The sequence below is a fragment of the Colwellia sp. BRX10-4 genome, from assembly GCF_014077465.1.
Classification (GTDB): domain Bacteria; phylum Pseudomonadota; class Gammaproteobacteria; order Enterobacterales; family Alteromonadaceae; genus Colwellia_A.
The window spans coordinates 91,129-117,101 of the sequence record NZ_JACGVZ010000006.1 but is presented as its reverse complement, the minus strand read 5'-3'; the positions used below and the strand labels follow the sequence as shown (position 1 = coordinate 117,101).

Here is a 25,973-nt window from a genome sequence, read left to right as displayed (position 1 = left end):
TTTTTATTGAGATGCTACTCTTTTTAGGGTGATTAATTTTTATAAAGTCATTAATTAGGGGCAAAATGTTAAATAACTCATGGGGTCAATTGTTAATACTAGCGCTATCGTTACTTTTGACGACGAACGCTGCTTGCCAAAAAATAAATAATAATCATGATTTACCCATAGTAACGTTAAAGTTTGACCCTTCTGGCTCAAATGCTTGGTATCCCTATTATATTAATACCGGTGAACAACGTGGCATTGTCGTTGACGCCGTAGCCATAATACTCGCCACTGCCAATATAAGTGGTAAAGAAATAATTTTACCGCCAAAACGCACCAACTTATCATTGAAAAATGGTCTCGTTGATTTTGATTTAATCAATCCTGATTGGTTATCTAAAGAGCAACAGTCTGACGACTATGTCTTTAGTGATAGCGTGATCCCAATTAAAGAACATATTATCTATTTGGCCGGTATTGTTCTTCCTGAAAACTTAGGGGAAGACCAACAATTAACCAATCAAGATATAGGTACCGTTCGAGGTTACTATTATCACAATGATAATTTATTTAATCGCCTAGATTACCCTTCAGAAAAAGAGTTAATCAAAGCACTTTTTAGAAAAAGGATCACCTTTGCGATCAGTGGTGATAAACCAGCACAATATTGGGCAAAAATATTATCAGTCCCCATTGTTCTCGGCCCTGTCCATTCTGATGGTTACTTAAAAATTAGACTAAGAAAAGAGCTAAAATATCTTTTACCCCAAATCAATGATGCCATTCAACGATTAAAAATAAATGGCAGTCTCGAAAGTATTATAAAAGCTTACATATAATGCTCATCGACCTAATTTATAACTAAGTACTCTATAAGGTTAGTTGCTGAGTATTTTTTATCGTGCGTAGTTGTTAATAGCAAGTGACTCCATTATCCTATTGCCTTAAAATAATCCGCTTTATCTCGTCTTAAAATTTAAGGGTAATATGAAATATTTCCATCGCTCAGTGCTACCTTGTTTGCTTTCTAGCTCTTTATTGCTGGTAACATCTTGCTCGTTATCAAGCGAACAAACCAAAACAGATAACAATGAAACTGCTGCTTTTACCTATCTTAAAGAACTGGTTTCACCCACCGATGGTATAGGTGCTCGCGAAGCTGGAACAATAAAAGAACAGCAAACAGCTCACTATATTAAAACTAAATTTGAAAAGTTTGGTTATCGAGTTACCGAGCAAAACTTTTCTTATAACAGTAGAAAAATGGTCGGCGAATCAAAGAACATTATTGCTGAATTTGGTGACGTAACAAAGCCAACCATCATACTTGGCGCACATTATGATTCAACGGCAATGAAAACGGGATCAATGGGCGCCACAGATAACGGCGCAGGTGTTGCGGCAATGTTAGCGATAGCCCAAGCATTGACCACAAAAATGCCAAATAATTATAGTATTCGCTTTATTGCCTTTGGCGCAGAAGAAATTGGTTTGCAAGGTTCAAAATATTACGTCAACGACTTATTAACCCATAAAAAATTAGATAATATCGCTGCGATGATTAATTTTGACACTATTGCTGGTGGCGATAAGGTTTATGTACATAGCGCGCATACACAAGCTTATGATAATTGTAAAAATGAAACTTATAACAGTGACACTTTTATGCGAAATGCTTTACTCAAGGCATCAATTAAGGTGTTAGGCGAACAAAACAAGTATGTTATTCATCCTGACTATGAAGGCTATCCTGAAGGTGTAACTGGCTCTTGGTCTGATCATGCTAGTTTTGCCTGTGCTGGTATTCCTATCGCGTATGTAGAATCAACCAACTTTTCAATTAATGGCCAGAATGGCTTTGATGGTTACTCTCAATCAACCGCAAAAAAATTGTGGACTTGTTATGATAAAAAGAATTTAACAGCTTGTGATAATAAAGCTGAGAAAAACTGGGGAAATATTTGGCATACTCAATTTGACCGTTTAGATAAACTTGATGAAATATTTCCGGGACGTGTTAAGCAGCAGCTTAATAATAATGTTGAGGTGCTAATTGAATTATTAGCTGATCCTGATAAATATTTACCTGCAAAGTAAAAGATAAAATAATCTTTTAAAGTGGTGGGTGGTTTTATTAAGACTCAAGCCACCCACACTTCAATAATTAACTACCAATAGGTGAACCCGGCGGCATGGTAATATTAGCAGCAGGATGAACAAGTTTTCCTTGCTCAAGACTATGGGTGATTTGCGCTGCTAACAACATAAACTGAGCAGCTAAGCGCTTGTACTTTTTAGAGTCATAATTATCATTTAACCATTCTTTTATATTAAGTAAAGCCATATAAACTTCTGCACGCACCTCTGTTACTAAATTTTTGTTATGCCAAAGTGCTAATAAATGCTCAATAACTTGTTGATTAACACGCTGTTGAACCAACAAAGCCAAGCCCTTTTCAGCCGGTACTTTAATTGACTGCTTTATTAAAGCGTCAATCAATTCTTGCACACTCAAGATACGCTTATCTATTACTGACTGTTGTTGTAAACGCGCTAAACGTTGCTCATTTAAAAGCAAAGACACCGTATGTTTAGCACTCGCCTGTGCAGCAGAAACCGGGTCAAAAGTAAGCCCCGTATTACCAGTAAAGCTCTCACGATTACGATAATAACCATAAGCTTTTGGTGGAATAAGTTTCACTATGTGTTCTGGCAAGGTTAATATTTTTGTATCTAGAGTGGCTAACAAAACCTGCAGCGCTTTTCGCTGCTGTTTACCTGAGACTACCTCCAATGGCTTTAGAACATTTTCTTCTCGCAGTTGATAGCGATAGTCTATACCTGAAATTAATTTTGCGGCGGCGGTAACTTGAAAACGATGAAAGTTATAGATGGGCACCAAAACCTCTTCAATTTCTGACAAGGGTCGCCCTAGAGGAATACTATTTAAACCAAAGTCTATGAGCGCTTTTTCACGTATTTTTAAGACTTTATTAAGCTCATCGGCGGCATCTACTCCGTTGTCCCACAAATGTGCGCGGCTATGTGTACTTGAAGAAGAACGCGCATCTGAGTCTGACATATACAGCAAATCTGCTTGTTGCGCACTTGCTATAACTTTCGCTAAATACTCGGCTTCTTGATCAGCCGCTATATCAGCATAACCATAAGCAATAACTGATTTGTCCCAGCGACCAATATCTGTAGCGTAGGCATTTGATAAATCAATTTCGCCATTTTTCAAGGTAATTAACGGGTGAGGATAATCCATTACTGAAGCGCGATTATTAGCACTTGCGGCAAAATTATGCGCGATACCCAAAGTGTGCCCAACTTCATGAGCCGACAATTGACGAATACGTGCTAAAGCCATTTTTTTCATTGGTGAAGTGTCTGTTATAGATGACTTAAAAGGAGATGTTAAGCCCAAAGCGATGAGATAATCTTGACGAACACGTAGAGAGCCCAGCGTGACATGCCCCTTTAATATTTCTCCTGTTCTTGGGTCTATCACTGATGAACCATAAGACCAACCTCTTGTTGCTCGATGTACCCATTGAATAACGTTATAACGAACATCCATAGGGTCTGCGTCGGCTGGTAACATTTTTACCTGAAAAGCATTTTTATAACCGATGGCTGAAAATGCTTGGTCCCACCAACGAGCGCCATCCAGTAAAGCACTTTTTATAGGTTCAGGTACGCCGGCATCTAAATAATAAATAATAGGTTCAACCGCTTCGCTGACCTCAAGATTTCTATCTTTTTTGTTTAAGCGATGACGTGGAATATTACGCTGAATTAACGGTTGGTCGATAGCACTGGCGTAATCGGCATAACTATTTGACCAAAAGCCACTGTAAGGATGAAAAGTACGTGCTTGGTATTTGTCGTCTGGTAATTTAATCAGCGAATGATGTAAGTTCACCGTAACAGCGGTTGAGTCTGGCGTTACTGAGCGTAAGTATTTACCTGCATCCGTTCCTTGGTAAGTCACTGTTGCTTCAAGCTCAGTGTTATTAGGAAAGGCCTTGCTGCGTTTTATGTAGATGCCACTTCGGCTTTCATCAATTTTGAAGTTACCTTGTTGACGTTGTTTAAGTTTACTGGATAATTGATGAATATCAGATAAAAGAAAGGGTGTATAATCAATTAATACTTTTTTACCATCCTTACTTTCTTTGGCAACTTTAAACCCCCAAATAATAGAGCTAGCAAATGCCTCGCTAACGGCTTTTTTTTCTAAGTTGTTTTCAGTATCCGCTCGATAATAAGTATTAAGTTGGCGGAGAAAAACCTTCTCTCCTACTTTTTCAAAGCGTACTAGACGGGTATCACCTAATTGGCCTCTATCAAGCCCAATATCATTAGAACCGACTCCTTGAGGTAAACCGCTTTGAAATAAAAAGTCTTGTTCAAATTGCTGGATCTCTAAATAAACATTGCCCTTTTTTTTATCATGATAAAAAGAAAAATAGCCTTGCTGGTGATCTTTACCTTTAACAAAGTCATTATAACTGATTATTTCTTCGCTGAGCGCGGCTATTGAAAAGGTACTACAAATAAATATTAAAAAGACACCTAGCGTCAGTTTCATCGTTTTTCCCTATTTGATTTTTGGTTCTATAAATATATATTCAAGTCATTCCATTATTTTTGTTATCATTAACCTTACAGGTGAGGTGATGGCTTTCATCGTCACCTCTAACCGTAAAATAATGTAATATGTAGCTGTTATTATTTTTTATTTTACGGTATTAAATAACCAACAATTTTATGACTCAATTTTTAAGAGTCTTACTCTAAATCAATTAGGTAACCCGATGCAACGACTAGCACCAGCTTTACGTCAAGATAATGTTCCACTCGATTTAATTTCGCTGATCAAAACGATTTTAGCGGCAACTAAAGAAATTTCATTTCGTGTTAGCCAAGGTCACTTAAGTGACTTGATGGGTTCAACTTTGGATGAAAATATTCAAGGTGAAGTGCAGAAAGAATTAGATGTTGTTGCAAATGAATTACTTAAAGATATTTTATTAGAGTCTGGCTTTGTTAAGGCTATTTCTTCTGAAGAAGAAGATAGCTCTGTTGCAGGTGAAAAAAATGGTAAGTATCTAGTTTCTTTCGATCCACTTGATGGCAGCTCTAATATCGAAATCAACTCATTAATTGGCACAATTTTCTCTATTCATGAAGCACCAAGTGATATGGATGCTAGTGATCCAGACATGTTTAAGCAAGCGGGTAACAAACAACTTTGTGCGGGTTATGTCTTATATGGTCCGTCAACTATGTTGGTAATGACTACGGGGCGCGGCACACACTTTTATGTACTTGACCGCACCCATGGTGGTTTTTTATTAGTTGAACGTAATGTTCAAGTGCCTACGGACACACAAGAATTTGCTGTTAACATGTCAAATCAACGTTTTTGGCAAGCGCCTATGCAGAATTACATTAGTGATTTACTTGCTGGTGATACCGGCCCTCGTGGCAAAAATTTCAATATGCGTTGGATTGCCGCTATGGTTGGTGACATTCATCGTGTATTAACACGTGGTGGTATTTTTACTTATCCACAAGACAGTAAAAACCCGCAACAACCACACAAGCTACGCTTAATGTATGAAGCGAATCCAATGAGTTTTCTCATTGAACAAGCCGGTGGACTGGCAATGACCAGTGAAGGACGCATTATGGATATGGAACCGAATAGCATTCATCAGCGTGTCGAAGTAATTATGGGCTCAAAAAACGAAGTAGAAGCCTGTCTAGCTTATTACAAATAATCAAAAATTAGCATGCATCAACATGTCGAAGTCCAATTAACAGGTTTCTAAAAACAAAGATGAAGCCTGTCTAGCTTATTACAAATAATCAAAAATTAGCATGCGTCAACATGTCGAAGTCCAATTAACAGGTTTCTAAAAACAAAGATGAAGCCTGTTTAGCTTATTACAAATAATCAAAAATTAGCATGCGTCAACATGTCGAAGTCCAATTAACAGGTTTCTAAAAGCAAAGATGAAGCCTGTTTAGCTTATTACAAATAATAAAAATTAGCATGCATCAACATGTCGAAGTCCAATTAGCAAGTTTCTAAAAACAAAGATGAAGCCTGTTTAGATTATTAAAAGTCACTAACATTTTCTTATGTCGGTAAAAAAGCTCAATTCATTGAGCTTTTTTACCGTTAAATTTAATATTCCCTTCATACTTTTACGATATAATAGTTAATATAATTGACTGGCTTTTAACGACATTGTTATGAAAAAACTATTTGAAGTATTTTGGCGTTTTCTTTTTTTAGGTTGTATCAGTTTTGGTGGACCTGCCGCACATATTGGCTATTTTCAAAAAACATTTGTCGATAAACTAAAGTGGTTAGATCAAACAAGTTATGCAAATTTAATCTCGTTAAGCCAATTTTTACCGGGCCCTGGCTCTAGTCAATTAGGTTTTGCTATTGGATTGAGGCAAGCTGGACTGCCTGGCGGCATTGCCGCATTTATCGGCTTTACCTTACCGTCATTTATTCTTATCTATTTACTCGCCACTAATATTAGCGGCGCTGAACAACCTTGGGTTTTTCATGTTATAAGTGGTTTAAAATTACTGGCTGTGGTGGTAGTGGCTGACGCTTGCTTAACTATGTTTAAAAGTTTCTGTAATAATAACACCCACAGACTTATTGCGGGTATAGCAGCGATTACTTTAATCACGTTACCGAGTTTAACGACGCAAATTTTCATACTGACTATCGCAGCAAGCTTTGGTTTTTTTGTTAATCCATCGTTAAAATCAGTCACCACTGAAGTTGCCCAACCCTCAGCTCTAACCTCAAGACAGTTTAAAATACTGCCATTGATGTTGTTCTTAATCATCGTCTTTGCTTTACCACTAGCAACCGTATTTGGAGCACCGATTGACTCAGCCAAGATCATGGTCTTATTCAATCAGTTTTTTCAAGCGGGTAGTATGGTCTTTGGTGGCGGACACGTCGTCTTGCCACTGTTACAACAAACAATTGGTGAAGCGTTATCGAACGATGTTTTTCTTACCGGTTATGCCGCAGCGCAAGCCGTTCCTGGCCCAATGTTTACCTTAGCGACTTTTCTGGGTGCAGAGCTATTTCCACAAGCCCCTTTAATAGGAGCGACAGTCGCAACCTTAGCAATATTTTTACCTGGATTTTTATTGGTACTCACCTTTGAAAGTACTTGGCAATCATTAGCAACAAAGCCCAAAGTCGCCGGTGCGATTATGGCGGTAAATGCCGCTGTGGTTGGCCTATTATTTTCTGCGCTTTATCACCCTATTTTTACTAGTGCTGTTAGTTCACTATTTGACTTATTTTCTGTGCTTATTGGTTTTTATTTATTACGCATAGTCAAACTGCCTATTATTGTTTTAGTGGTGACATTTGTTGGCGTCGGTTTATTAACGCAATTCTACTAAGTCGGATATTACAGAGTAATAAGCGCCTGAGTGCTATTGATATGATTTAGTGCCGATAATGTAAGCTTTAACTTTTCACCGCCATGGTTTATTTGCTAAAATATCGCCAATGTAAAATATAGCCTCAATATAAACGCTAATACGAGAAAACTTATGCCTAATTATGCTGTTGGACACAAAACACCTGATTCAGATTCAATCTGTTCAGCTATCGCCCTTTCCTATTTAAAAACCACGCTAGGTGAAGAAACCGTCCCAGCTCGTTTAGGAGAGCTTTCACCAGAAACTTTATTTATTTTAGACAAATTTGGTTTTGAGCAACCCGAATTAAAAACAAGTTTTGCAGGCGAAGGTATCTATATTGTTGACCATTCAGACCGTATTCAAGGACCTGATGATATCGATGAAGCGACAATATTAGGTATTATCGACCATCATAAATTAGGCGATATTACTACCTCTACCCCATTAGAAATTTGGGTTCGTCCTGTTGGCTGTACCAATACCATCATTAAAATGATGTACGATTTCTATGATGTAGAAATTCCAAAAAATATTGCTGGTGCAATGATGTGCGCTATTTTGTCTGATACGGTTATTTTTAAATCACCCACCTGTACCACTGCTGATATAAAATGTGTTGAAGCATTAGCTGAAATTGCAGGCATTAGCGACGCAAAAGCCTTGGGTATGGAAATGTTTGAGGTAAAATCTGCCGTATTAGGTACGCCTATACGTGACCTAATTTTACGTGATTTTAAAGACTTTAACATGCATGGCAACTTAGTGGGTATCGGTCAGTTGGAAGTACTTGACCTCGCCATCTTTGATGATATGAAGCTTGAATTATTTGCTGACATTGCAAAATTAAAAGCCGAAGGTAGCCGACACACGGTTCTATTATTACTGACAGACATTATGAAAGAAGGCTCTGAAATGTTAGTTATTAGCGACAATGCTGATTTAACAGAAAAAGCTTATGGCAAACCACTTGTTGACGGTAAAGTATGGTTAGATGGCGTATTGAGCCGTAAAAAACAAGTTGTACCACCTCTACAAGATTCATTAGCTTAAAAATGAAAATCAATAACTCTGCACGGCTAAGCTACAGATTAATGTCTGCTGACGATGCAGAGTTATTGTATCAACTTGACCAAGACCCAGAAGTGATGCGTTTTATCAGTGATGGTAACCCGTCGTCACGCGAGACCATTACAAACGTGTTATTGCCTCGTATGAAAAAATACCTAAGTCCAACTAAAGGTTGGGGATTATGGCAAGTTAATATCACTGAAACGGATCAGTATATTGGCTGGGTACTTGTGCGACCGATGAATTTTTTCTCTGCCTTACCTGAGTTTGATAACCTAGAACTCGGTTGGCGATTTTTTCAAACATCATGGGGTCAAGGTTTTGCCAGTGAAGCGGCTCAACATATTAAAGATGCTTTAGCCATCAATCCTGAATACGAGAAATTTAGCGCCATTGCCGACGAAAATAATCTAGCTTCAATAGGCGTAATGAAAAAAATAGGTATGTCATATCTTAAAACATATCTTCATATTGACCCATTATTTGAATGTAACGTCGCTTACTATCAGCTTCAAAATACCTAACCGTTAATGTTCTACATTAGCAGTCGCCGAATTTCTGTCAGTTCCTGAAAAAGTATTTTAAATAGCTTGTTCTTGCTCGAATAAACCTGAGTAAATTCTGTTCATTTATCTGATAATTTATATGCTAATACCTGAGGTAAAGGCATAATTTTAATGGGTTGATCATCATAAAACCGATAACAACGACTATGCGTTGAGATATCTAACTCAACTTTAATTGTTTCTGACCAAGTATGGTCGCGTTAATTCGTTAATATTGTAAGCAATCGTCCCACATCATTTTCTGTATATTCCCTTTATAATCAATTAATTTATGCACTGAGTAATCAGTAGATATAAAGTGCGATTTTGTCGAGATGCTTTTCAAAACAGGCATAAAAAACTCACCGAAGTGAGTTTTTTTATCTTGATGATATGCCGTTAAATTTTACAATTAAACGCGTTCAATTACCGTTGCAATACCTTGTCCTAAACCAATACACATAGTCGCTAAACCTATGCTGACATCTTGACCTTCCATTAGGTTCAATAAAGTACCCGTGATACGCGAGCCAGAACACCCTAATGGATGACCTAAGGCGATAGCACCACCGTTTAAGTTAATCATATCTTCAGCTCTGTCTTCTAAGCCTAGAGATTTAACACACGATAAAGCTTGCGCCGCAAAGGCTTCGTTAAATTCAGCTAATTCGATATCAGCTAAAGATAAACCTGCACGTTTCAATGCTTTTTTCGTTGCTGGAACAGGACCAAAGCCCATAGTAGACGGATCACAACCTGCAACCGCCATACCACGAATACGTGCACGAGGGGTTAAACCAAGCTCTTTTGCACGATCAGCTGACATCACTAACATTGCTGATGCACCATCAGACAACGCTGAAGAAGTACCTGCCGTTACTGTACCGTTAACTGGATCAAACACTGGGCGTAAACCGGCAAGCGTTTCAATCGTTGTTTCAGGACGAATAACTTCATCATGTTCAACTAAGGTTAACGCGCCCATTGCATCGTGTCCTTGAGTGGCAACAATTTCATTGTCCCAACGACCAGCAAGTTGTGCTTCATAAGCTTTTCTGTGTGAGCGTGCCGCAAAAGCGTCTTGTTGTTCACGGGTAATACCAAACTGCTTACCGAGTAACTCAGCGGTTAAACCCATATTGCCAGCTGCACGAGAAATATACTTACTCAAGGCTGGATCAAAATCGACGTCGTACATCATAGGAACGTGTCCCATGTGCTCAACACCACCAACGATAAAGACATCACCTTGGCCACACATGATGTTAGTTGTTGCATCATGCAAAGCTTGCATTGATGAACCACATAAACGGTTAACCGTTACCGCGCCAACTGTTTTTGGAATGTCAGTTAATAACTGTGCATTACGCGCAATGTTAAAACCTTGTTCTTTAGTTTGCTTAACGTTGCCCCAAATAATATCTTCAATTAATGAAGGGTCTAAATTAGGGTTACGCACTAATAATTGCTGCATTAAATGTGCTGATAAACCTTCAGCACGAACGTTACGAAAAACGCCAGCTTTAGAGCGTCCCATTGGTGTACGAATACAATCTACAATGACTACTTCTTTCATGTTCTTCTCCTTAGCTTATGCTGTTTTTACGTCGGTGTTGAAATAAGATTTACCTGATTTAGCCATTGCGCGTAATCCGTCAGTTACCTGATAAATTTCACCTAAATGCGCATATTTATCAGCCATAGCAATAAAGTTAGTTAAACCTAACGTTTCTAAATAACGAATGGCACCACCTCTAAACGGTGGGAAGCCAATACCGTAAATTAAGCCCATATCAGCTTCAGCGGCAGTATCAACAACACCTTCTTCTAAACAACGCACCACTTCATTGACCATAGGGATCATTAAGCGAGCAATAATGTCTTCACTACTGAATTCTTTTTTGTCTGCACAGGTACTTTCAAACAATGCGTAAGCATCAGCAGAAGCTACTTTTGTTGGACGACCACGCTTGTCTTGACCGTAATCATAAAAGCCTTTGCCATTTTTCTGACCAAGGCGCTTATTACTATATAAAGTGCTTACTGGGTCATTATCGATTTTTGCCATACGCGTAGGAAAGCCAGATGACATGACACCCGTACAGTGATCAGCGGTATCAACACCAACAACATCAAGTAAGTATGCTGGGCCCATTGGCCAACCAAATTGTTTTTCCATAATTTTATCAACAGCTGCAAAATCAACGCCTTCAAGCATTAATTGGCTAAAGCCAGCAAAATATGGGAATAAAACACGGTTGATATAAAAGCCAGGGCAATCGTTAACAACAATCGGTGACTTACCCATTTTAGCGGCGTAAGCAACAACAGCTGCAACAGTTTCTTCAGAAGTTGCTTTACCACGAATAACTTCAACCAATGGCATTTTGTTTACCGGATTAAAGAAATGCATACCACAGAAGTTTTCTGGACGCTTTACACTTTGCGCTAACAAATCGATAGAAATTGTAGAGGTGTTAGAGGTTAAAATCGCATCCTCAGAAAGAAAACTTTCTACTTCAGCAAGTACCATACCTTTTACTTTAGGGTTTTCTACTACGGCTTCAACCACAATATCAACATCTTTAACACTATCGTAGCTAAGTGTTGGTGTGATGTTATTTAACACACCAGCCATAGTCTTAACATTCATGCGACCACGTTCAACTTGTTTCGTTAAAATGCCAGCAGCGGTATTTAAACCTAAATCCAGTGCCGCATCATTAATGTCTTTCATGATGATTGGCGTACCTTTATAGGCAGACTGGTAAGCAATACCACCGCCCATAATGCCAGCACCTAATACAGCGGCTTTATTCACTTGTTTAGTTGCCATTTTAGCGGCTTTCTTTGCCTTGCCTTTAACCACTTGGTCTGCCATAAACAAGCCAATTTGCGCGGTAGCAGCATCAGTTTTAGCAAGTTTAGCAAAGTTAGCATTTTCAATAAGCATCGCTTCTGTTCTACCGAGCAGAGCTGCAGCTTCGATAGTTTTTACCATCATCATTGGTGCAGGGTAATGTTTACCGGCTTTAGCGGCGATCATACCTTTACACGTATTGAAGGTCATAATTGATTCAACAGGGCTAAGTTTTAGCGCGTCGAGTTTCTGTTGACGTTTAGCTTGCCAATTTAACTTGCCTGCCATTGCTTCTTTAAGCATGCTAATAGCCGCTTCACGCAAATGCTCAGGGGCAACAACAGCATCCAATAAACCGACAGCCATAGCTTGTTCTGGTTTAAAGGCTTTACCGGTAGACATCCATTCAACCGCGTTATCAGCGCCAATAATTCTGGGTAAGCGCACTGTGCCACCAAAACCAGGAATAAGACCTAATTTAACCTCAGGTAAACCTATTGAACATGTTGTATCAGCAATACGGTAGTCACAAGCTAAGCTCATTTCACAACCGCCACCTAAAGCAAAACCATTAAGCGCAACAACTGTTGGCAAATTAATGTCTTCAAATGAGTCAAAAACGTCTGAACCACCTTTGATCCAAGGAACAAGTTCCGCTTCTGGCAGTTTAAACATTGCTAAAAATTCAGTGATATCCGCACCAACAATAAAGTTAGACTTTCCAGACGTCACTAAAACGCCTTTCGCATCGCTACAATTATTAATCGCGGCAACCACTTCAATATATTCTTTAAAAGTTTCCTGATCGAACTTATTCACTGAGCCTTGTGCGTCAAATTTAAATTCAACGATGCCGTCATTCAGTAATTCGGCAGAAAGGTTTTGACCTTGAAATAACATGCCTAGTTTCCTCGTTTAGTGGGATAAAATTAGGGTCTGAACTCAATTAAATAATAACTTAACTGATCAGTTTTTATAATAATAGACGATTGAGTGTGCCTTGAAAGAAAAATAAATGCAAATTTTTTAAACAGGCGTTTTAATTAGGTGTATTAATCTATGGTTTTTTAACTAAAACAGAAAGAATGGCTCGCGGTATTGATGTTATCGATCTTGATCACTTATTACACTCCATAAAAATTAATCCCTGTTAATGCCATTACTTTTATCTAATAAATAAAGGTAAAATAGCTAGCGTAACAATATATAGTTTTAAATTTTGATCATATACTGCTGAACTGTAATAATTTGTTTCAATTCAGACTGCATTTACAGCCTCAAATATTGGAAAATAATGTCAATTAAAGAACGCCTGAACAAACCAGAGAATTTATTGCTCGCCATGGCATTTATTATGCCGCTAATATTTAGCGTTTGGATGGTTTTACTCAATAATTTTGTTATCGAAAAGGCCAGTTTTACCGGTAAAGAAATTGGCATTTTACAAAGTCTCCGTGAAATACCTGGATTTCTAGCCTTTACCGTTATTTATGTACTACTGTTTATTAAAGAACAAAAACTAGCCGTTATTTCATTAGCCGTTACCGCTATTGGGGTAATAATGACCGGATTTTTTCCTTCTGTTTTAGGCTTGTATCTCACCACTGTTATTATGTCTATTGGTTTTCATTACTTTGAAACCGTGAACCAATCGTTAACCATGCAATGGATTGATAAAGATAAAACAGCCCACTTTTTAGGGCGTTTATTATCGGTAAAATCAGCTGCATCACTACTCGCTTTTAGCAGTATTTGGTTGATGATAGAAAAGTTCACCTGGTCTTATCAAAGTACTTATGCTTTATTTGGTGGACTCGGCCTAGTGCTCACTATTTGTTTGGCACTTTCTTTTAAAGAGTTTCCCGTTAAGGTCGAACAAGAAAAACGCCTGATACTACGTAAACGTTATTGGTTGTTTTACGCCTTGACCTTCTTTAGTGGTGCGCGTCGGCAAATATTTACTGTATTCGCAGGTTTTTTAATGGTGGAAAAATTTGGCTATAGCGTTGCGGATATCAGTGCATTATTCTTAATAAACTATGTTTTTAATTGGTTATTCGCAGCAAAAATAGGCAAGTTAATCGGCATGATTGGTGAACGTCGGGTGCTTAAATTTGAATATATCGGTTTAATTACTATCTTTATTGCCTATGGTTTTGTCGAAAACTCGACGATTGCAGCAAGCTTATATGTGATAGATCATTTGTTTTTTGCTTTAGCTATTGCAATTAAAACCTACTTCCAAAAAATAGCCAAGCCTGAAGATTTAGCATCAAGTGCTGGTGTTAGTTTTTCCATTAATCATATTGCCGCTGTGGTTATTCCGGCATTGCTTGGTTTAGTGTGGATTTATAACCCGTCATGGGTCTTTTATATTGGTGCAGGCTTTGCTGGTTGTTCTTTGATTTTATCGCACTTTATTCCATGCCATCCAAGGAAAGGCATCGAGTTTAGATACCAAGAAACATCTTAATTATATTAGCTCATAAAAAAGCCGAGACATTATATCTCGGCTTTAATTTATTCAAGCTAGCAACGATCAGTATTTATTACTTATTGTTACGTAAGAAGGTTAAAAACTCATCAGCAGGCATAGGTTTAGCATAAAAGAAACCTTGTACTTCGTCACACCCTTGAGCGATTAAATGCGCTTGTTGTTCTTCCTTTTCGATACCTTCAGCAATAACTTTTAAGTTCATTTGCTTACCGAGATTAATAATCGTATCTGCAATCAATGACTGCCCCGGCTCTGCAATACCCGTAATAAATGAACGGTCGACCTTTAAACGGTCAAGCGGTAGTTTTTGCAAATAACTCATTGATGAATAGCCCGTACCAAAATCATCAAGCGCAATGCTGATACCTTCAGCTTTCAACTTAACTAATGCATCAATAACAACTTGTGGCTCATCCATTAAAATATTTTCAGTGATCTCTAATTCAAGCTTACTTGGTTTAACATCATGATTAATCGTCGCTTGAATGATACTGTCAACGAAGTTATCTCGTTTAAATTGCGGGATAGAAACGTTAACAGAAATACCAACATGTTCGAATTTCTGCTGCTCTAATACCTTTATTTGTTTACAGGCTTGATTAATAACCCAATCACCAATTTCTACAATTAACCCTGAATATTCTGCTAGAGGAATAAACACAGCCGGTGAAATAAATTTTCCTTCGGCGGTTCGCCAGCGCAATAATGCTTCAGCGCCAATAACCTTGCCGGTAATTAAGCTAAGCTGAGGCTGATACCAAAGTTCTAAACGATTATCTGCAAAATCAGTGCGTAATTGCCTAATCATACCTAAACGCCAAAGTGTTTCATCTTCCATTTCTTTTTTGTAATAAACAAAATTTCCGTGATTACTTTTCTTAGCTAGATTCAAGGCGATGTTTATTTGATTAAGAACTTTTACCCCTTGCGAACCGGCACTACTTTTTGAGCACAACCCAAAACATGCCGTTACAGGTAATAGTTGTTCTCCCGCAGTAAACGAACGATGAAATAAAGACATTAACTTGTCAGGGTTTACACTTTCTGCCGGACCAATTACACCAAAAACATCGGCACCCATTCGAGCAAGCTGACAATTTTTTCCTAGTTCTTTCATGCGCTCGGTAACAGCGAGTAACAGCTTATTACCTAAATCTTGTCCTAAGCCATCATTAATATCGCTAAAGTGATTTATATCTATTAAAGCGGCAACAAGATTGGGTTCGTCGGATTGACTAAATTTGTCGAGTAACTTAACAAACTCTAAACGATTTGGCAGCTCAGTCAGCCAGTCACGATAGGCAGCATTACGTAGCTTTTGAAAAAGATGAACATTTTCATAACCGATGGCGACATTGGCTAAAAACACTTCGATTAACTGTATTTGAAGCTCAGTTAACTCTTGCTCAACTTCAAGATAAATAACCGCTCGATGACCACCGCTTGCTAAATAGAGTACCGCAAAGTTACTACCATAATGATTTTGTTTTTGAGTGAAACAGCTACTCATGCGATCATGTGCTGAGTCTCTATCGAAGCATGAAATTTTTTGATTAATCAGTTTGGCGTTATGACCGATTTGACCTAACACATGCAAGCTTAAATCGTCAGAGCCCTCAATAATACCTTGTCCGCGAGCACAAAAAACACTGCAATGGCTTTTACTTAACTTAATTAATTGCGACAACACACCTTCTGCATATTCATGAATACTGTGCAGTTCAAGTAAATGAGCAGTGGCACTAATTATTTTTTCGAGGCCCAAGCGGTTTTGATTGACCGAATGAATTTGTTGATATGAACGAACAGCCGCATAAACGGTAGTCACTAATTTGCGACGAGTTAACTCTGTTTTGGTTTTATAGTCATTGATATCATAATCTTTGATAACACTTTCTTCAGGAGCATAGCCTGGTTGACCGGTTCTCAGAACAATGCGTATATCTTGGCGAGATAAAGTTTCTCGAATATGTTTTACAACATTTAAGCCAGCATCATCCGTTTCCATAACAACATCGAGTAATACCAAAACGATGTCCTCGTGTTCTTCAATAAGCTGACATGCGTCACGCCCAGAGTAAGCATGTATATACTCTAGATTTTTACCTAAGACGACGAGATCTGAGAGTGCTAACTGAGTAACAGAGTGAATTTCGGGATCGTCATCAACAATCAGAACCTTCCACGTTTCAGCACTGCCATCATTTAGAATTTCATCTTCATCACTATCGTCAATAAATAAAAAGTCGTCATTATTATTTTCAGAAGCCTGCATATCGTCCTCAATTAACCAGAAAAACACTACTGATTAAGGTTTTTTTCATATCATATTTTATTATGAATCATATTCCCAATAAACTACATAATAAGAGTCAGTTAAATAATATTCAACCTAGAATTACAATTATATTCATAACTTCAATTGCTTCCTTAATTTATGTTAAGTTTAGATGAATAAAGAGAATATTGCTGATTTTAATTTTCCAGCGTATGCTTAGAAAAAATAGTAATGAAAATAATATATTAGTTACGGTAATTTTTATGAAAGACATCAACGACCCCTCAACTGCACCGCTGGTTATTGCTGAGGAACCGGTTAACACTGAAGTAATAAAAACAACAGAATCTACGGCTAAAAATAGCAGCAATAAAAAAAATGCCGGTGTTTCTTCCCAAATGCAACTGCTTGCCTTAGCTAAAAACTTTGTACTTGATGGTGGCTTAATTTCTTCAGAAAAACAAATGCCATTAGAAGAAAGAACCCAAAAAAGAGCACGAATTACCACATTACGAAAGCAAGAGAATCTTGAAGCTATTATAAAAAAGTCAGTAAATTACTGTTCTGCTACCGAGTTTACCCATAAAGCAGACGCTGATTGGTTTAGTACCTTTACCGAACTCGCCGAAGATGTCAGTAATACCACCATGCAAAATTTGTGGGCAAAAATACTAGCAGGGGAAATATCACAACCCGGTTCATTTTCCACTAAAACCCTCAAAGTTTTTCGTGCCATGAGTATCACGGAAGCGAAATTGTTAGCAAAGGCGTGTAGTTTAGCGGTAACAGAACAAACCAAAAGAAATATACGTATTATTTCAGGAGCCTATCAGACACCTGGCTTACTAAACTTTTTTAATAAAAATAGAGAACAGAATATACCTTTTAACCAATTTTCATTGAGCTATGCTGATTTATTAATTCTAGCCGATAATCATCTGGTTTTTATTCAAGAGACAGAATCTAGCCCAATGAACAAGTCAGAGTCGTTCCATTTTAACTTTAACGGAAAGCCATTAACACTCACCGCAAAAAAATCATCTTGTGTACTGAAGTTTTATAAATTTACACCGATAGGCAGCGAACTAGCACGTCTGATCAGCGATAATATTGATGATGCTTATTTACAGCATTTAAAAAGTGCATTAAGCGAAAACTTTTCAATTATAGAGGGATAAGGATTGGTGGTTTGAGAGCCATCAATCTAGATACTGATAAAACTTCCTATACTGCTACAAGCAAAGTCATTCTGGTATAAGCCCTATCATCCTGCTACCCCCCTTCATCCTAAACTTGTTTCAGGATGACGACAAGAGTGCACATCAGATCCTGCCACTATCGACAGATTTCGTCACTAAGCTTCAAACTCCGAATAAAGTTACCAGCCCCGTCATCTTGCTATAAGCCCTATCATCCTGCTATCACCCCGTCATCCTGAACTTGTTTCAGGATCTGTACTTAAAAATACGAATACAGATACTGAAACAAGTTCAGCATGACGACAAGAGTGCACATCAGACCTTTCTACTATCGAACAGATCTTGTCACTAAACTTCAAGCTTCGAATTCAGATACTGAAACAAGTTCAGCATGACGACAAGAGTACACATCAGATCCTGCCACTATCGAACAAATCGCGTCACTAAACTTCAAGTTTCGAATTCAGAGACTTAAGCAAGTTCAGCATGACGAAAAGAGTGCACATCAGACCCTGCCACTATCTAGTAAATCGAGTCACTAAGCTTCAAGTTCCAAATACAGATACTGAAATGCATTTTTCCCCGACAAAAAGTAGCCAACATAAAAAAGGACAAGCATCTAAGATGTTTGTCCTTAATCGTAAACGTTAAGTTGTGTGTTATTTAAATACCGTCACCGTCAGTATGTAAACCACATTCTCTGGCCATGCCAGAAAACCGGGTTTCACTTTCATTCATACCTAACGTTAATGGCTGTGTACTGTGTGTGTCGCCAACCGATACATAGCCTTGGTCCCATAACGGATGATAGGGCAAGTTATGCTTAGTTAGGTATTCATGTACATCCTTATTACTCCAATCAATAATAGGATGTACTTTAAAACGACCGCGTAAAATACTGACCACAGACAGGCCTTCACGATGCTCTGATTGCTGACGACGCACGCCAGAAAACCATGTCGCGGCATTGAGTTCATGTAAACCACGTTCTAGTGGCTCAACTTTATTACGGCGATTATAAGCTTTAAGTGATGTTTCATCTTTTGCCCATTCTTCGCCATATTTTGCTTGTTGCCATGCGGCACTTTCTGTCGCGCTATAAACGTGTAAATTCAATTTTAAACGTTCGTTGAGCTGTTCAATAAACTGATAAGTTTCAGGAAATAAGTGCCCAGTATCGGTAACAATCACTGGGATATTCGCATCGACTTGCGTCAACATATGCAACATAACTGCAGATTGAATGCCAAAGCTAGAAGACAAAACAAACTGAGATGGTAAATTTTCCATCGACCACTCAACTCGTTCAGTTGCGGTTTGCTGTTCTAATAACTCGTTCCACTGGTTAAGCCAAGGCTTAGGTAAAGAGGCCGGAAAACGGTTATTAATGGGTGCTTTTGCCGCAGCAACCTCAGCACTATTAATAATAGGCTTAGTCATGAAAATCTCGCTTACTATTTTTCACTTCTGCGATAATACCGGTACGGATAGTAAAGTCGCCAAACGCTTCTCTATCGGTGCGCTCTGAAGACCAACGTCCCACTAGCGCATCCATTTCATCAAGAATATCTTGTTCGCTTAAGTTTTCTTTATACATTTTAGGTACTCGCGTTCCCGCCAAGTTGCCACCTAAATGCATATTGTATTTACCTGGACCTTTACCAACTAAACCAATTTCTGCCAACATCGCACGACCACAGCCATTTGGACAACCAGTCACACGTAAAATAATACTTTCATCACTCATATCGTGTTTGGCTAAAATGCTCTCTACGTCGGTAACAAAACCTGGTAAATAGCGTTCTGCCTCAGCCATCGCTAATGGACAGGTTGGAAATGATACACAAGCCATAGAGTCTTTACGTTGCTTTGAAACCGTGTCGTTCATTAAGCCATATTCACGGGCAATTTTTTCAATTTGTGCTTTATCTTCAGTTGCTACACCCGCGACAATTAAGTTTTGGTTGGCGGTCATACGAAAATCACCTTTATGAATTTTCGCGATTTCAGCAACACCTGATTTAAGTGGTTTACCTGGTTTATCAAGTAGGCGACCGTTCTCAATAAATAATGCTAAGTGGTGTCTACCATCAAAACCTTCGACCCAACCGATACGATCGCCACGTTCTGTGAACTCATAAGGACGTGATATTTCAAACGTAATACCAGCACGTTTTTCAACTTCCGATTTAAAAGTCTCTACACCGACTCGGTCAAGCGTGTATTTAGTTTTAGCATTTTTACGATTAACTCGGTTTCCCCAGTCGCGTTGTGTTGTTACAACAGCGGTCGCAACATCTAAAGTATGTGCTAAAGCCACATAGCCAAAATCATCAGCCTTGCGAGGATAAGTTGACTTATCGCCATGGGTCATCGCTAAACCACCACCAACAAGTACATTAAAACCAACTAATTTTCCATCTTTAGCAATAGCGATAAAATTGAGATCATTAGCATGAACGTCGATATCATTTTGTGGCGGAATAACAACCGTCGTTTTAAATTTTCGTGGTAAGTAGTTGCTGCCTAAAATAGGCTCTTGTGTCTCTTTACCTTCAGGGCCTTCAAGCTTTTCGCCATCTAGCCAGATCTCTGCATAAGCACGCGTCTTAGGCAGTAAATGCTCACTAATCTTTATTGCCCATTCATACGCTTCTTGATGAAGTTCTGACTCAATAGGATTAGAAGTACATAAAACATTACGGTTAACATCGCCAGCAGTCGCAATTGAATCGATACCAATACTGTTTAATGTTTGATGCATTAATTTAATATTTGGCTTTAATACACCATGAAATTGAAACGTTTGGCGTGTTGTTAAACGTATACTGCCATATGAGGTACTTTCTTGAGCAAATTTATCAATAGCTAACCACTGCTCTGGCTTAATAATACCGCCAGGCATACGAGCACGCAACATAACGTTATGTAATGGTTCTAACTTTTGCTTGGTGCGTTCACCACGAATATCACGGTCATCTTGCTGATACATACCATGAGTCCTGATAATATGATAATTATCTGCAGTAAAACCACCGGTGACTTGATCTTTTAAGTCATCAACAATTGTTCCTCGTAAAAAATTACTGTCTGCTTTTAAGCGTTCGTTATCAGCCTGTTTACCTTCTACAATTAACGGTCCGGGACCTGTTAATACGATTTCTTTGTTTGTTGTAGTCATTAGTAAACATCCTTTTGGAAACGCTTGGCATTACGTAATTCTTTTAAATAGTTTTGTGCTTGTTCAGTACTCAACTTACCATGCTCAGCAATAATATCCACCAAGGCAAGCTCAACATCTTTTGCCATACGGCTCATATCACCACAAATATATAAATGTGCGCCACGTTCTAACCAAGCAAAAATCTCACTGGCTTTTTCACGTAAACGGTCTTGCACATATATTTTTGCCGCTTGATCACGAGAAAAGGCTAAATCAAGGTGCGTTAACAAGCCTGATTTTAAATAGCCTTGCCATTCCACTTGGTATAAAAAGTCTTGAGTGAAGGTTTGATCACCAAAAAACAGCCAGTTATCACCACTTGCTTCGCTTGCTTCACGTTCTTGCATAAATGCTCTAAAAGGAGCAATACCAGTACCTGGGCCAATCATGATCACAGGAGTATCGCCATTTTCAGGTAAGCGGAAGTTATCGTTGTGTTCAATGAAAACCTTAACTGTGCCGCCTTCGGCTAAGCGTTTACCTAAAAAGCTTGAGGCACCGCCACTTCTTAACTGGTCATTCTCGCTATATTCAACTAGGCCCACTGTTAAGTGTACTTCTTCTTCAACTTCAGCTTGGCTTGAAGCTATGGAATATAAACGTGGAGTAATCTTTCTAAGCGCGTCAACGAAATCTTGTGCGGTTACTTTCGCCGGAGCCGATTTAACTACATCAATAATTTGATGGTTACCCGCATATTCACGCGCAGCATTTTTATCTTCACTCAAGATAAGTAAAGCTTTATCTTGTGATTTATCCGCCCAAAAACTAATAAAATTAGGGGCTGTTTGAGTAATTTCTAATGTTGAAATTAATGCTTGCTCCAATGATAAACGTTCGCCGCCAACATCAATGTTTTCATGACCTGACAAGCCAAGTGTTGCAATAAGTTCAGCGACTAACTCTGTATCATTTTCAAACCACACACCTAAAGCGTCACCGGCTTGGTAGGTGATACCTGAATCGGTTAAATCGATTTCAATATGACGAACATCTTTCGCTGAATCACGACCAGTGATCTTTTGACTTAAACTTAACTCAGCAGCATAAGGCGCCTGTTTAGTATATTCACTAGATGCGCCAAGTGTTGGCATTACCACAACATTGTGGCTATCAATATCATTAACCAACAAGGCTTTTACATCTTTAACAATAGTCTCTGACCATGCTTTTACATCAGCTTCATAATCAACGTCACAGTCAACGCGTGCGGTAATTTTTTTTGCGCCAAGCTTACTTAAGTAATCATCAAAGTCTTTGCCCGTTTGACAAAACAACTCATAGCTAGTATCGCCCAAGGCTAAAACGCTATAGCGTAAATCATCGAGCTTTGGCGCTTTTTTCGAGGCTAAATATTCATGTAAAGCAATCGCATCATCGGGTGCTTCACCTTCGCCATTAGTACTGGTGACAATTAATAAGTGGGTCAGATTTTTAATGCTTTTTGGCTTAAAGTCACTCATACTTTTTAAGTCGACGGTAAGACCTTCTGCTTGTGCTTGTAAGGCTAACGCTTTAGCAACACCTTTAGCATTTCCGGTTTGAGAGCCAAATAAAATAGTTAACACAGGCGCAGGAGAAGCGACAGCTGAAGGGCTAACGCTTAACGATGGTCCTTCAGATTTAGCCGCTAAGTAACCGCTTGCCCATGCAAGTTGCAACTGAGAGTAACTGCCAATAGTGGTTTGTAATGATGAAAGTTGGTCAGCATCTAGCATAGTTTTCTGTAAGTTCTGTTGGTTTGGCAACATAATGTCAATTCGCCCATTAAAATTTAGTAAAATAATAATAGACTGGCTTTGCATAGAATAAAAAGAATAGAAAAGGCTTTTTTATTCCAAAATAGAATAAGAATACTCTGATATTGACTTTTTATATCAGTTTAATTTTCAAGTTATTATTTTCATTATCTTTTATCTAAAATATGACCGCACTAATAATAATTAAAAGAGTAAATGATTTCATCGAAAAAGTGGAGGCATAATTATTGATGCTGGGGGTGGTTGGCTTGGCCATTGCCGCAAAACTGAGTGAGACGCTTAATAATATACTTATCCTTGATAAACAGTCGTTTTAGCGAAGAAACCAGTAGTCGAAATAGTGAAGTTATTCATGTGGGCATTTATTAGCCGCAGGGAAGTTTAAAAGGCTTAGTATGTTTAGCATCGACTCACTGAGGTTAACCTCGAATTTAGCTACCGCAGAATATGTTTATGAAAAACGCGCTATATAATACTTATCTGTTTAAAAATGAACGAGCAATACATCAAAAGAATTTAATGATTAAGTGTATAAATAATAAAGATAGGCTTTATATTTTCTGTTGGGAAATTTAATTAAAAAGCCAATTGCTTACACAATTGGCTCCCTTAACACTAGAGTAATAATATTACTGAGTGATTTCTTCTGGTTCAGCTGATTTTTGAATGTCTAATAATTCAATTTCAAACTGTAATACTGAGTTGCCAGGAATACGTGGCGGATTGCCATTTTTTCCGTAAGCTAAATCAGATGGAATAGTAAAAGTGTACTTTGAACCCACTGACATTAACTGTACGCCTTCTGTCCAACCGCTGATAACACGATTTAAAGGGAATACTGCTGGTTCATTGCGTTCATATGAACTATCAAAAGTCTCACCGTTTAAGAAAGTACCTTTATAGTGAACCGTTACTGTATCAGTAGCGCTAGGTTTATCACCTTCACCTTCAGTTACAACAAGGTATTGAATACCTGATTCAGTAACTTGTACACCTTCTTTCTTAGCATTTTCTTCTAAGAATTTCATGCCTTCAGCAATTGCCGCTTCAGATTCAGCGTCTGCTGCTGCTAATTGCTTTGCTTTCATTTGCTCATCAAGGCTCATTAATAGAGCTTGGATTTCTTCTTTCTCAATGATTGATTTGCCAGCAAGACTGTCCATGAAACCGCGAGTAATTAATGCTTGATCAAGTGGTACACCCAACTTCTCATGTTGATCAAGATTCTTTTGCATGTACATACCAATTGAAGCACCTAAACTGTAAGCTTGTTTTTGCATTTCAGTTTCTAAAACAGGTGCTGTTTCGGTTGGTTTTACACTTTCTTGACAGCCAAACACTGACACAAGTGCAATAGCTAACATAGTTGGCTTAAATAATTTCATTTTTTCTCCGTTAACGTAACCTAGTACTCAGTTGGAGGAAGTCCCCCTAAGCCATTGATTAAATATTATGTATTGTTAGACAATGCGGCTTATACTAACGATAAATTAACTAAGAAAAAAGTATTAATATTGTGATTAAGTGTAATAACAAGCTAACACTGCTTTTCATCTGTCTATTTTCCTTATTGAACAGTGCTTGCCAGCCTGCAGAGGACAAGCCTGTACAGCGCTGGCAGCATGCTACAGATGGTGCTTATGCAGCTAATATTTCTAATGATGGCAAATACAGTGTTGTCTCTTCTATTTATCATGGCTTAAGTTTATGGGACATAGAAGAAAATGCATTAAAATACAGCTGGTCACAACAGCAAGATAGTAGCGATAATTTAGTGCTGTTAGCCGATATATCCAATAATAATAGTCATGCATTGACCGCAAATCGAGAAGCATTTTCGTTGTGGAATATAGCAACAGGCCAATCAGAAGGTTATTGGAAAGTACGTGAGTCAACGATTCGTGATATTGCCTTGTCCAATAATGGTGACTTTATTTTACTCGGTAAAAGTAATGGCACCGTTGTTCACATTACCATGAGCAATGGCCGTCGCTTAGAGTTCTTAGGTCATACAGAAAAAATTAATGCGGTTGATATGCTCCCCAATGGCCGTATCGCCATTTCAGGAGGCAATGATTACGTAGCTTATGTATGGGATACAGAAAGTGGGCAGGTTATTTACCGATTTAATCATCCAAGTCGCGTTACTATGGTGGCTCTAGACCCTAAAGGTCGGTTTGCTTTTACTGCTGACAGTAAAAAATCTTCAAACATATGGGATTTAAAAACAGGTAAACGCGTTAGCCAACTTCAATACTATAACCGCCACGAAATATTTAGCTCAGTAAGGTTTTCTGATGATGGTACTCAACTATTAACCGGAGCCCCAACTCGAAAAGTTAGCCTGTGGAGCATACAAACCGGAGAGCGACTTGACAGCTGGCGAGTTACGCCAAAAGAAAGTATACGTGCTGCAGGCGCGGTAGTGTATAGTGTCGCCTTTCGAGGAAAGAACCAAATAATCACCGAAAGTTCATCAGGATACGCTGAGCTTTGGCAAAGAAAGTCGCGTTAGGTACCCCAAATTATGACAACAGAAATACAAAAAAAAATCATCGAATTACAAGAAAATGTTGAAGCGCTGCAATCTCGTAATGCCTTTCAAGACGATGTTATTGAACAGTTGAATAATGAACTTACTGTTCATCAATTAGAAATTTCAGACATTAGGGCACAGCTAAAGTTAATCGCAAGTCGCGTTCAAGATAATAATCCGGGTCAAAATCAGTCGCAAGATATCGAACCGCCACCGCCACATTATTAAATTTCAACCTGAACTTTCATTCAAATATTTACCAAGCTGAAATATTTCAGCTTGGTAAAATAACGATTTATTCTTGCTTAAAAATACCAATCACTTGCTCTTGTGGGCGAATTTCTTTAACGACATGCTCTTCTGGCTGTGACATTTGATGCCCACAGCTAACACAAGTGACTTTTTCAACATTATTTTCTTTTGTTAATCCCATGGTGTCCATAGCATTACATTTTGGGCAAATAGCGCCAGCAATAAATCTTTTTTTCATGTGTTTCAATCCAAATAAAATCGAGTTGTATCATTTTACCTTGA

The 25,973-nt window shown here is 38.3% G+C and carries 19 protein-coding genes; 10 read left to right on the top strand and 9 right to left on the bottom strand.

Going from position 1 to position 25,973, the window contains the following annotated elements; genetic code table 11:
- The first annotated feature begins 65 nt into the window (after window positions 1-65).
- Window positions 66-827 (top strand): ABC transporter substrate-binding protein, encoded by a 762-nt coding sequence (locus H4J67_RS07390; RefSeq protein WP_182203301.1) that lies wholly within the window; start codon window positions 66-68, stop codon window positions 825-827.
- Window positions 828-975: 148 nt separating this feature from the next.
- Entirely contained in the window at window positions 976-2,085 is a 1,110-nt protein-coding gene (locus H4J67_RS07385) for a M28 family metallopeptidase (protein ID WP_220471619.1), read from the top strand.
- Between the two features lie 67 nt (window positions 2,086-2,152).
- On the opposite strand, the gene H4J67_RS07380 is transcribed toward H4J67_RS07385, so the two are convergent.
- Entirely contained in the window at window positions 2,153-4,585 is a 2,433-nt protein-coding gene (locus tag H4J67_RS07380; RefSeq protein WP_182203299.1) for a zinc-dependent metalloprotease, read from the bottom strand.
- Between the two features lie 226 nt (window positions 4,586-4,811).
- On the opposite strand from H4J67_RS07380, the gene H4J67_RS07375 reads away from it, so the two are divergent.
- From H4J67_RS07375 to H4J67_RS07360, 4 genes are all read left to right on the top strand, one after another.
- Entirely contained in the window at window positions 4,812-5,780 is a 969-nt protein-coding gene (locus tag H4J67_RS07375) for a class 1 fructose-bisphosphatase (protein ID WP_182203297.1), read from the top strand.
- Between the two features lie 478 nt (window positions 5,781-6,258).
- Entirely contained in the window at window positions 6,259-7,449 is a 1,191-nt protein-coding gene (chrA, locus tag H4J67_RS07370; protein WP_182176427.1) for a chromate efflux transporter, read from the top strand.
- Window positions 7,450-7,602: 153 nt separating this feature from the next.
- Window positions 7,603-8,523, top strand: a complete 921-nt coding sequence (locus H4J67_RS07365) for a manganese-dependent inorganic pyrophosphatase (protein ID WP_182203295.1) — start codon at window positions 7,603-7,605, stop codon at window positions 8,521-8,523.
- Window positions 8,524-8,525: 2 nt separating this feature from the next.
- Window positions 8,526-9,065 carry a GNAT family N-acetyltransferase gene (locus H4J67_RS07360; RefSeq protein ID WP_182203293.1) on the top strand — a complete coding sequence of 180 codons (540 nt, stop codon included), beginning with the start codon at window positions 8,526-8,528 and terminating at the stop codon, window positions 9,063-9,065.
- Window positions 9,066-9,498: 433 nt separating this feature from the next.
- Here the strand turns inward: H4J67_RS07360 and fadA are convergent, their stop codons facing one another.
- On the bottom strand, window positions 9,499-10,662 hold the full coding sequence (gene fadA / locus H4J67_RS07355; RefSeq protein WP_182203291.1) for an acetyl-CoA C-acyltransferase FadA: 1,164 nt from the start codon (window positions 10,660-10,662) through the stop codon (window positions 9,499-9,501).
- A 15-nt stretch (window positions 10,663-10,677) separates the two neighbouring features.
- Window positions 10,678-12,846, bottom strand: coding sequence for a fatty acid oxidation complex subunit alpha FadB (gene fadB / locus H4J67_RS07350; protein ID WP_182203290.1), 2,169 nt, complete (start codon window positions 12,844-12,846; stop codon window positions 10,678-10,680).
- A gap of 394 nt (window positions 12,847-13,240) precedes the next feature.
- Between fadB and H4J67_RS07345 the strand changes: the two genes are divergently transcribed.
- Window positions 13,241-14,419: an MFS transporter gene (locus H4J67_RS07345; protein WP_182176432.1), complete on the top strand. Its 1,179-nt coding sequence runs from the start codon at window positions 13,241-13,243 to the stop codon at window positions 14,417-14,419.
- 76 nt (window positions 14,420-14,495) lie between these two features.
- On the opposite strand, the gene H4J67_RS07340 is transcribed toward H4J67_RS07345, so the two are convergent.
- A complete protein-coding gene (locus H4J67_RS07340; protein WP_182176433.1) occupies window positions 14,496-16,718 on the bottom strand; it encodes an EAL domain-containing protein in 2,223 nt (740 codons plus the stop codon).
- A gap of 266 nt (window positions 16,719-16,984) precedes the next feature.
- Here H4J67_RS07340 and H4J67_RS07335 point away from each other — a divergent pair, with 266 nt between their 5' ends.
- A complete protein-coding gene (locus H4J67_RS07335) occupies window positions 16,985-17,899 on the top strand; it encodes a TIGR03899 family protein (RefSeq protein WP_182176434.1) in 915 nt (304 codons plus the stop codon).
- A 684-nt stretch (window positions 17,900-18,583) separates the two neighbouring features.
- On the opposite strand, the gene H4J67_RS07330 is transcribed toward H4J67_RS07335, so the two are convergent.
- The 4 genes from H4J67_RS07330 to fkpA all read right to left on the bottom strand — a co-directional run bounded on the left by H4J67_RS07330 (window position 18,584) and on the right by fkpA (window position 24,288).
- Window positions 18,584-19,360, bottom strand: a complete 777-nt coding sequence (locus tag H4J67_RS07330; RefSeq protein WP_182176435.1) for a phosphoadenylyl-sulfate reductase — start codon at window positions 19,358-19,360, stop codon at window positions 18,584-18,586.
- On the bottom strand, window positions 19,353-21,101 hold the full coding sequence (gene cysI, locus H4J67_RS07325; protein WP_182176436.1) for an assimilatory sulfite reductase (NADPH) hemoprotein subunit: 1,749 nt from the start codon (window positions 21,099-21,101) through the stop codon (window positions 19,353-19,355). The genes H4J67_RS07330 and cysI overlap by 8 nt, the downstream gene beginning before the upstream one ends.
- Window positions 21,101-22,894 carry an assimilatory sulfite reductase (NADPH) flavoprotein subunit gene (locus tag H4J67_RS07320; protein ID WP_182176437.1) on the bottom strand — a complete coding sequence of 598 codons (1,794 nt, stop codon included), beginning with the start codon at window positions 22,892-22,894 and terminating at the stop codon, window positions 21,101-21,103. The genes cysI and H4J67_RS07320 overlap by 1 nt, the downstream gene beginning before the upstream one ends.
- A 638-nt stretch (window positions 22,895-23,532) precedes the next feature.
- Window positions 23,533-24,288, bottom strand: a complete 756-nt coding sequence (gene fkpA / locus H4J67_RS07315) for an FKBP-type peptidyl-prolyl cis-trans isomerase (protein WP_070374931.1) — start codon at window positions 24,286-24,288, stop codon at window positions 23,533-23,535.
- Between the two features lie 131 nt (window positions 24,289-24,419).
- Between fkpA and H4J67_RS07310 the strand changes: the two genes are divergently transcribed.
- Both H4J67_RS07310 and H4J67_RS07305 read left to right on the top strand, forming a co-directional pair.
- A complete protein-coding gene (locus H4J67_RS07310) occupies window positions 24,420-25,418 on the top strand; it encodes a hypothetical protein (protein WP_310740540.1) in 999 nt (332 codons plus the stop codon).
- A 12-nt stretch (window positions 25,419-25,430) separates the two neighbouring features.
- Window positions 25,431-25,667, top strand: coding sequence for a SlyX family protein (locus tag H4J67_RS07305; protein WP_182176438.1), 237 nt, complete (start codon window positions 25,431-25,433; stop codon window positions 25,665-25,667).
- Between the two features lie 67 nt (window positions 25,668-25,734).
- On the opposite strand, the gene H4J67_RS07300 is transcribed toward H4J67_RS07305, so the two are convergent.
- Window positions 25,735-25,929: a YheV family putative zinc ribbon protein gene (locus tag H4J67_RS07300; RefSeq protein ID WP_070374933.1), complete on the bottom strand. Its 195-nt coding sequence runs from the start codon at window positions 25,927-25,929 to the stop codon at window positions 25,735-25,737.
- Window positions 25,930-25,973 lie beyond the last annotated feature (44 nt).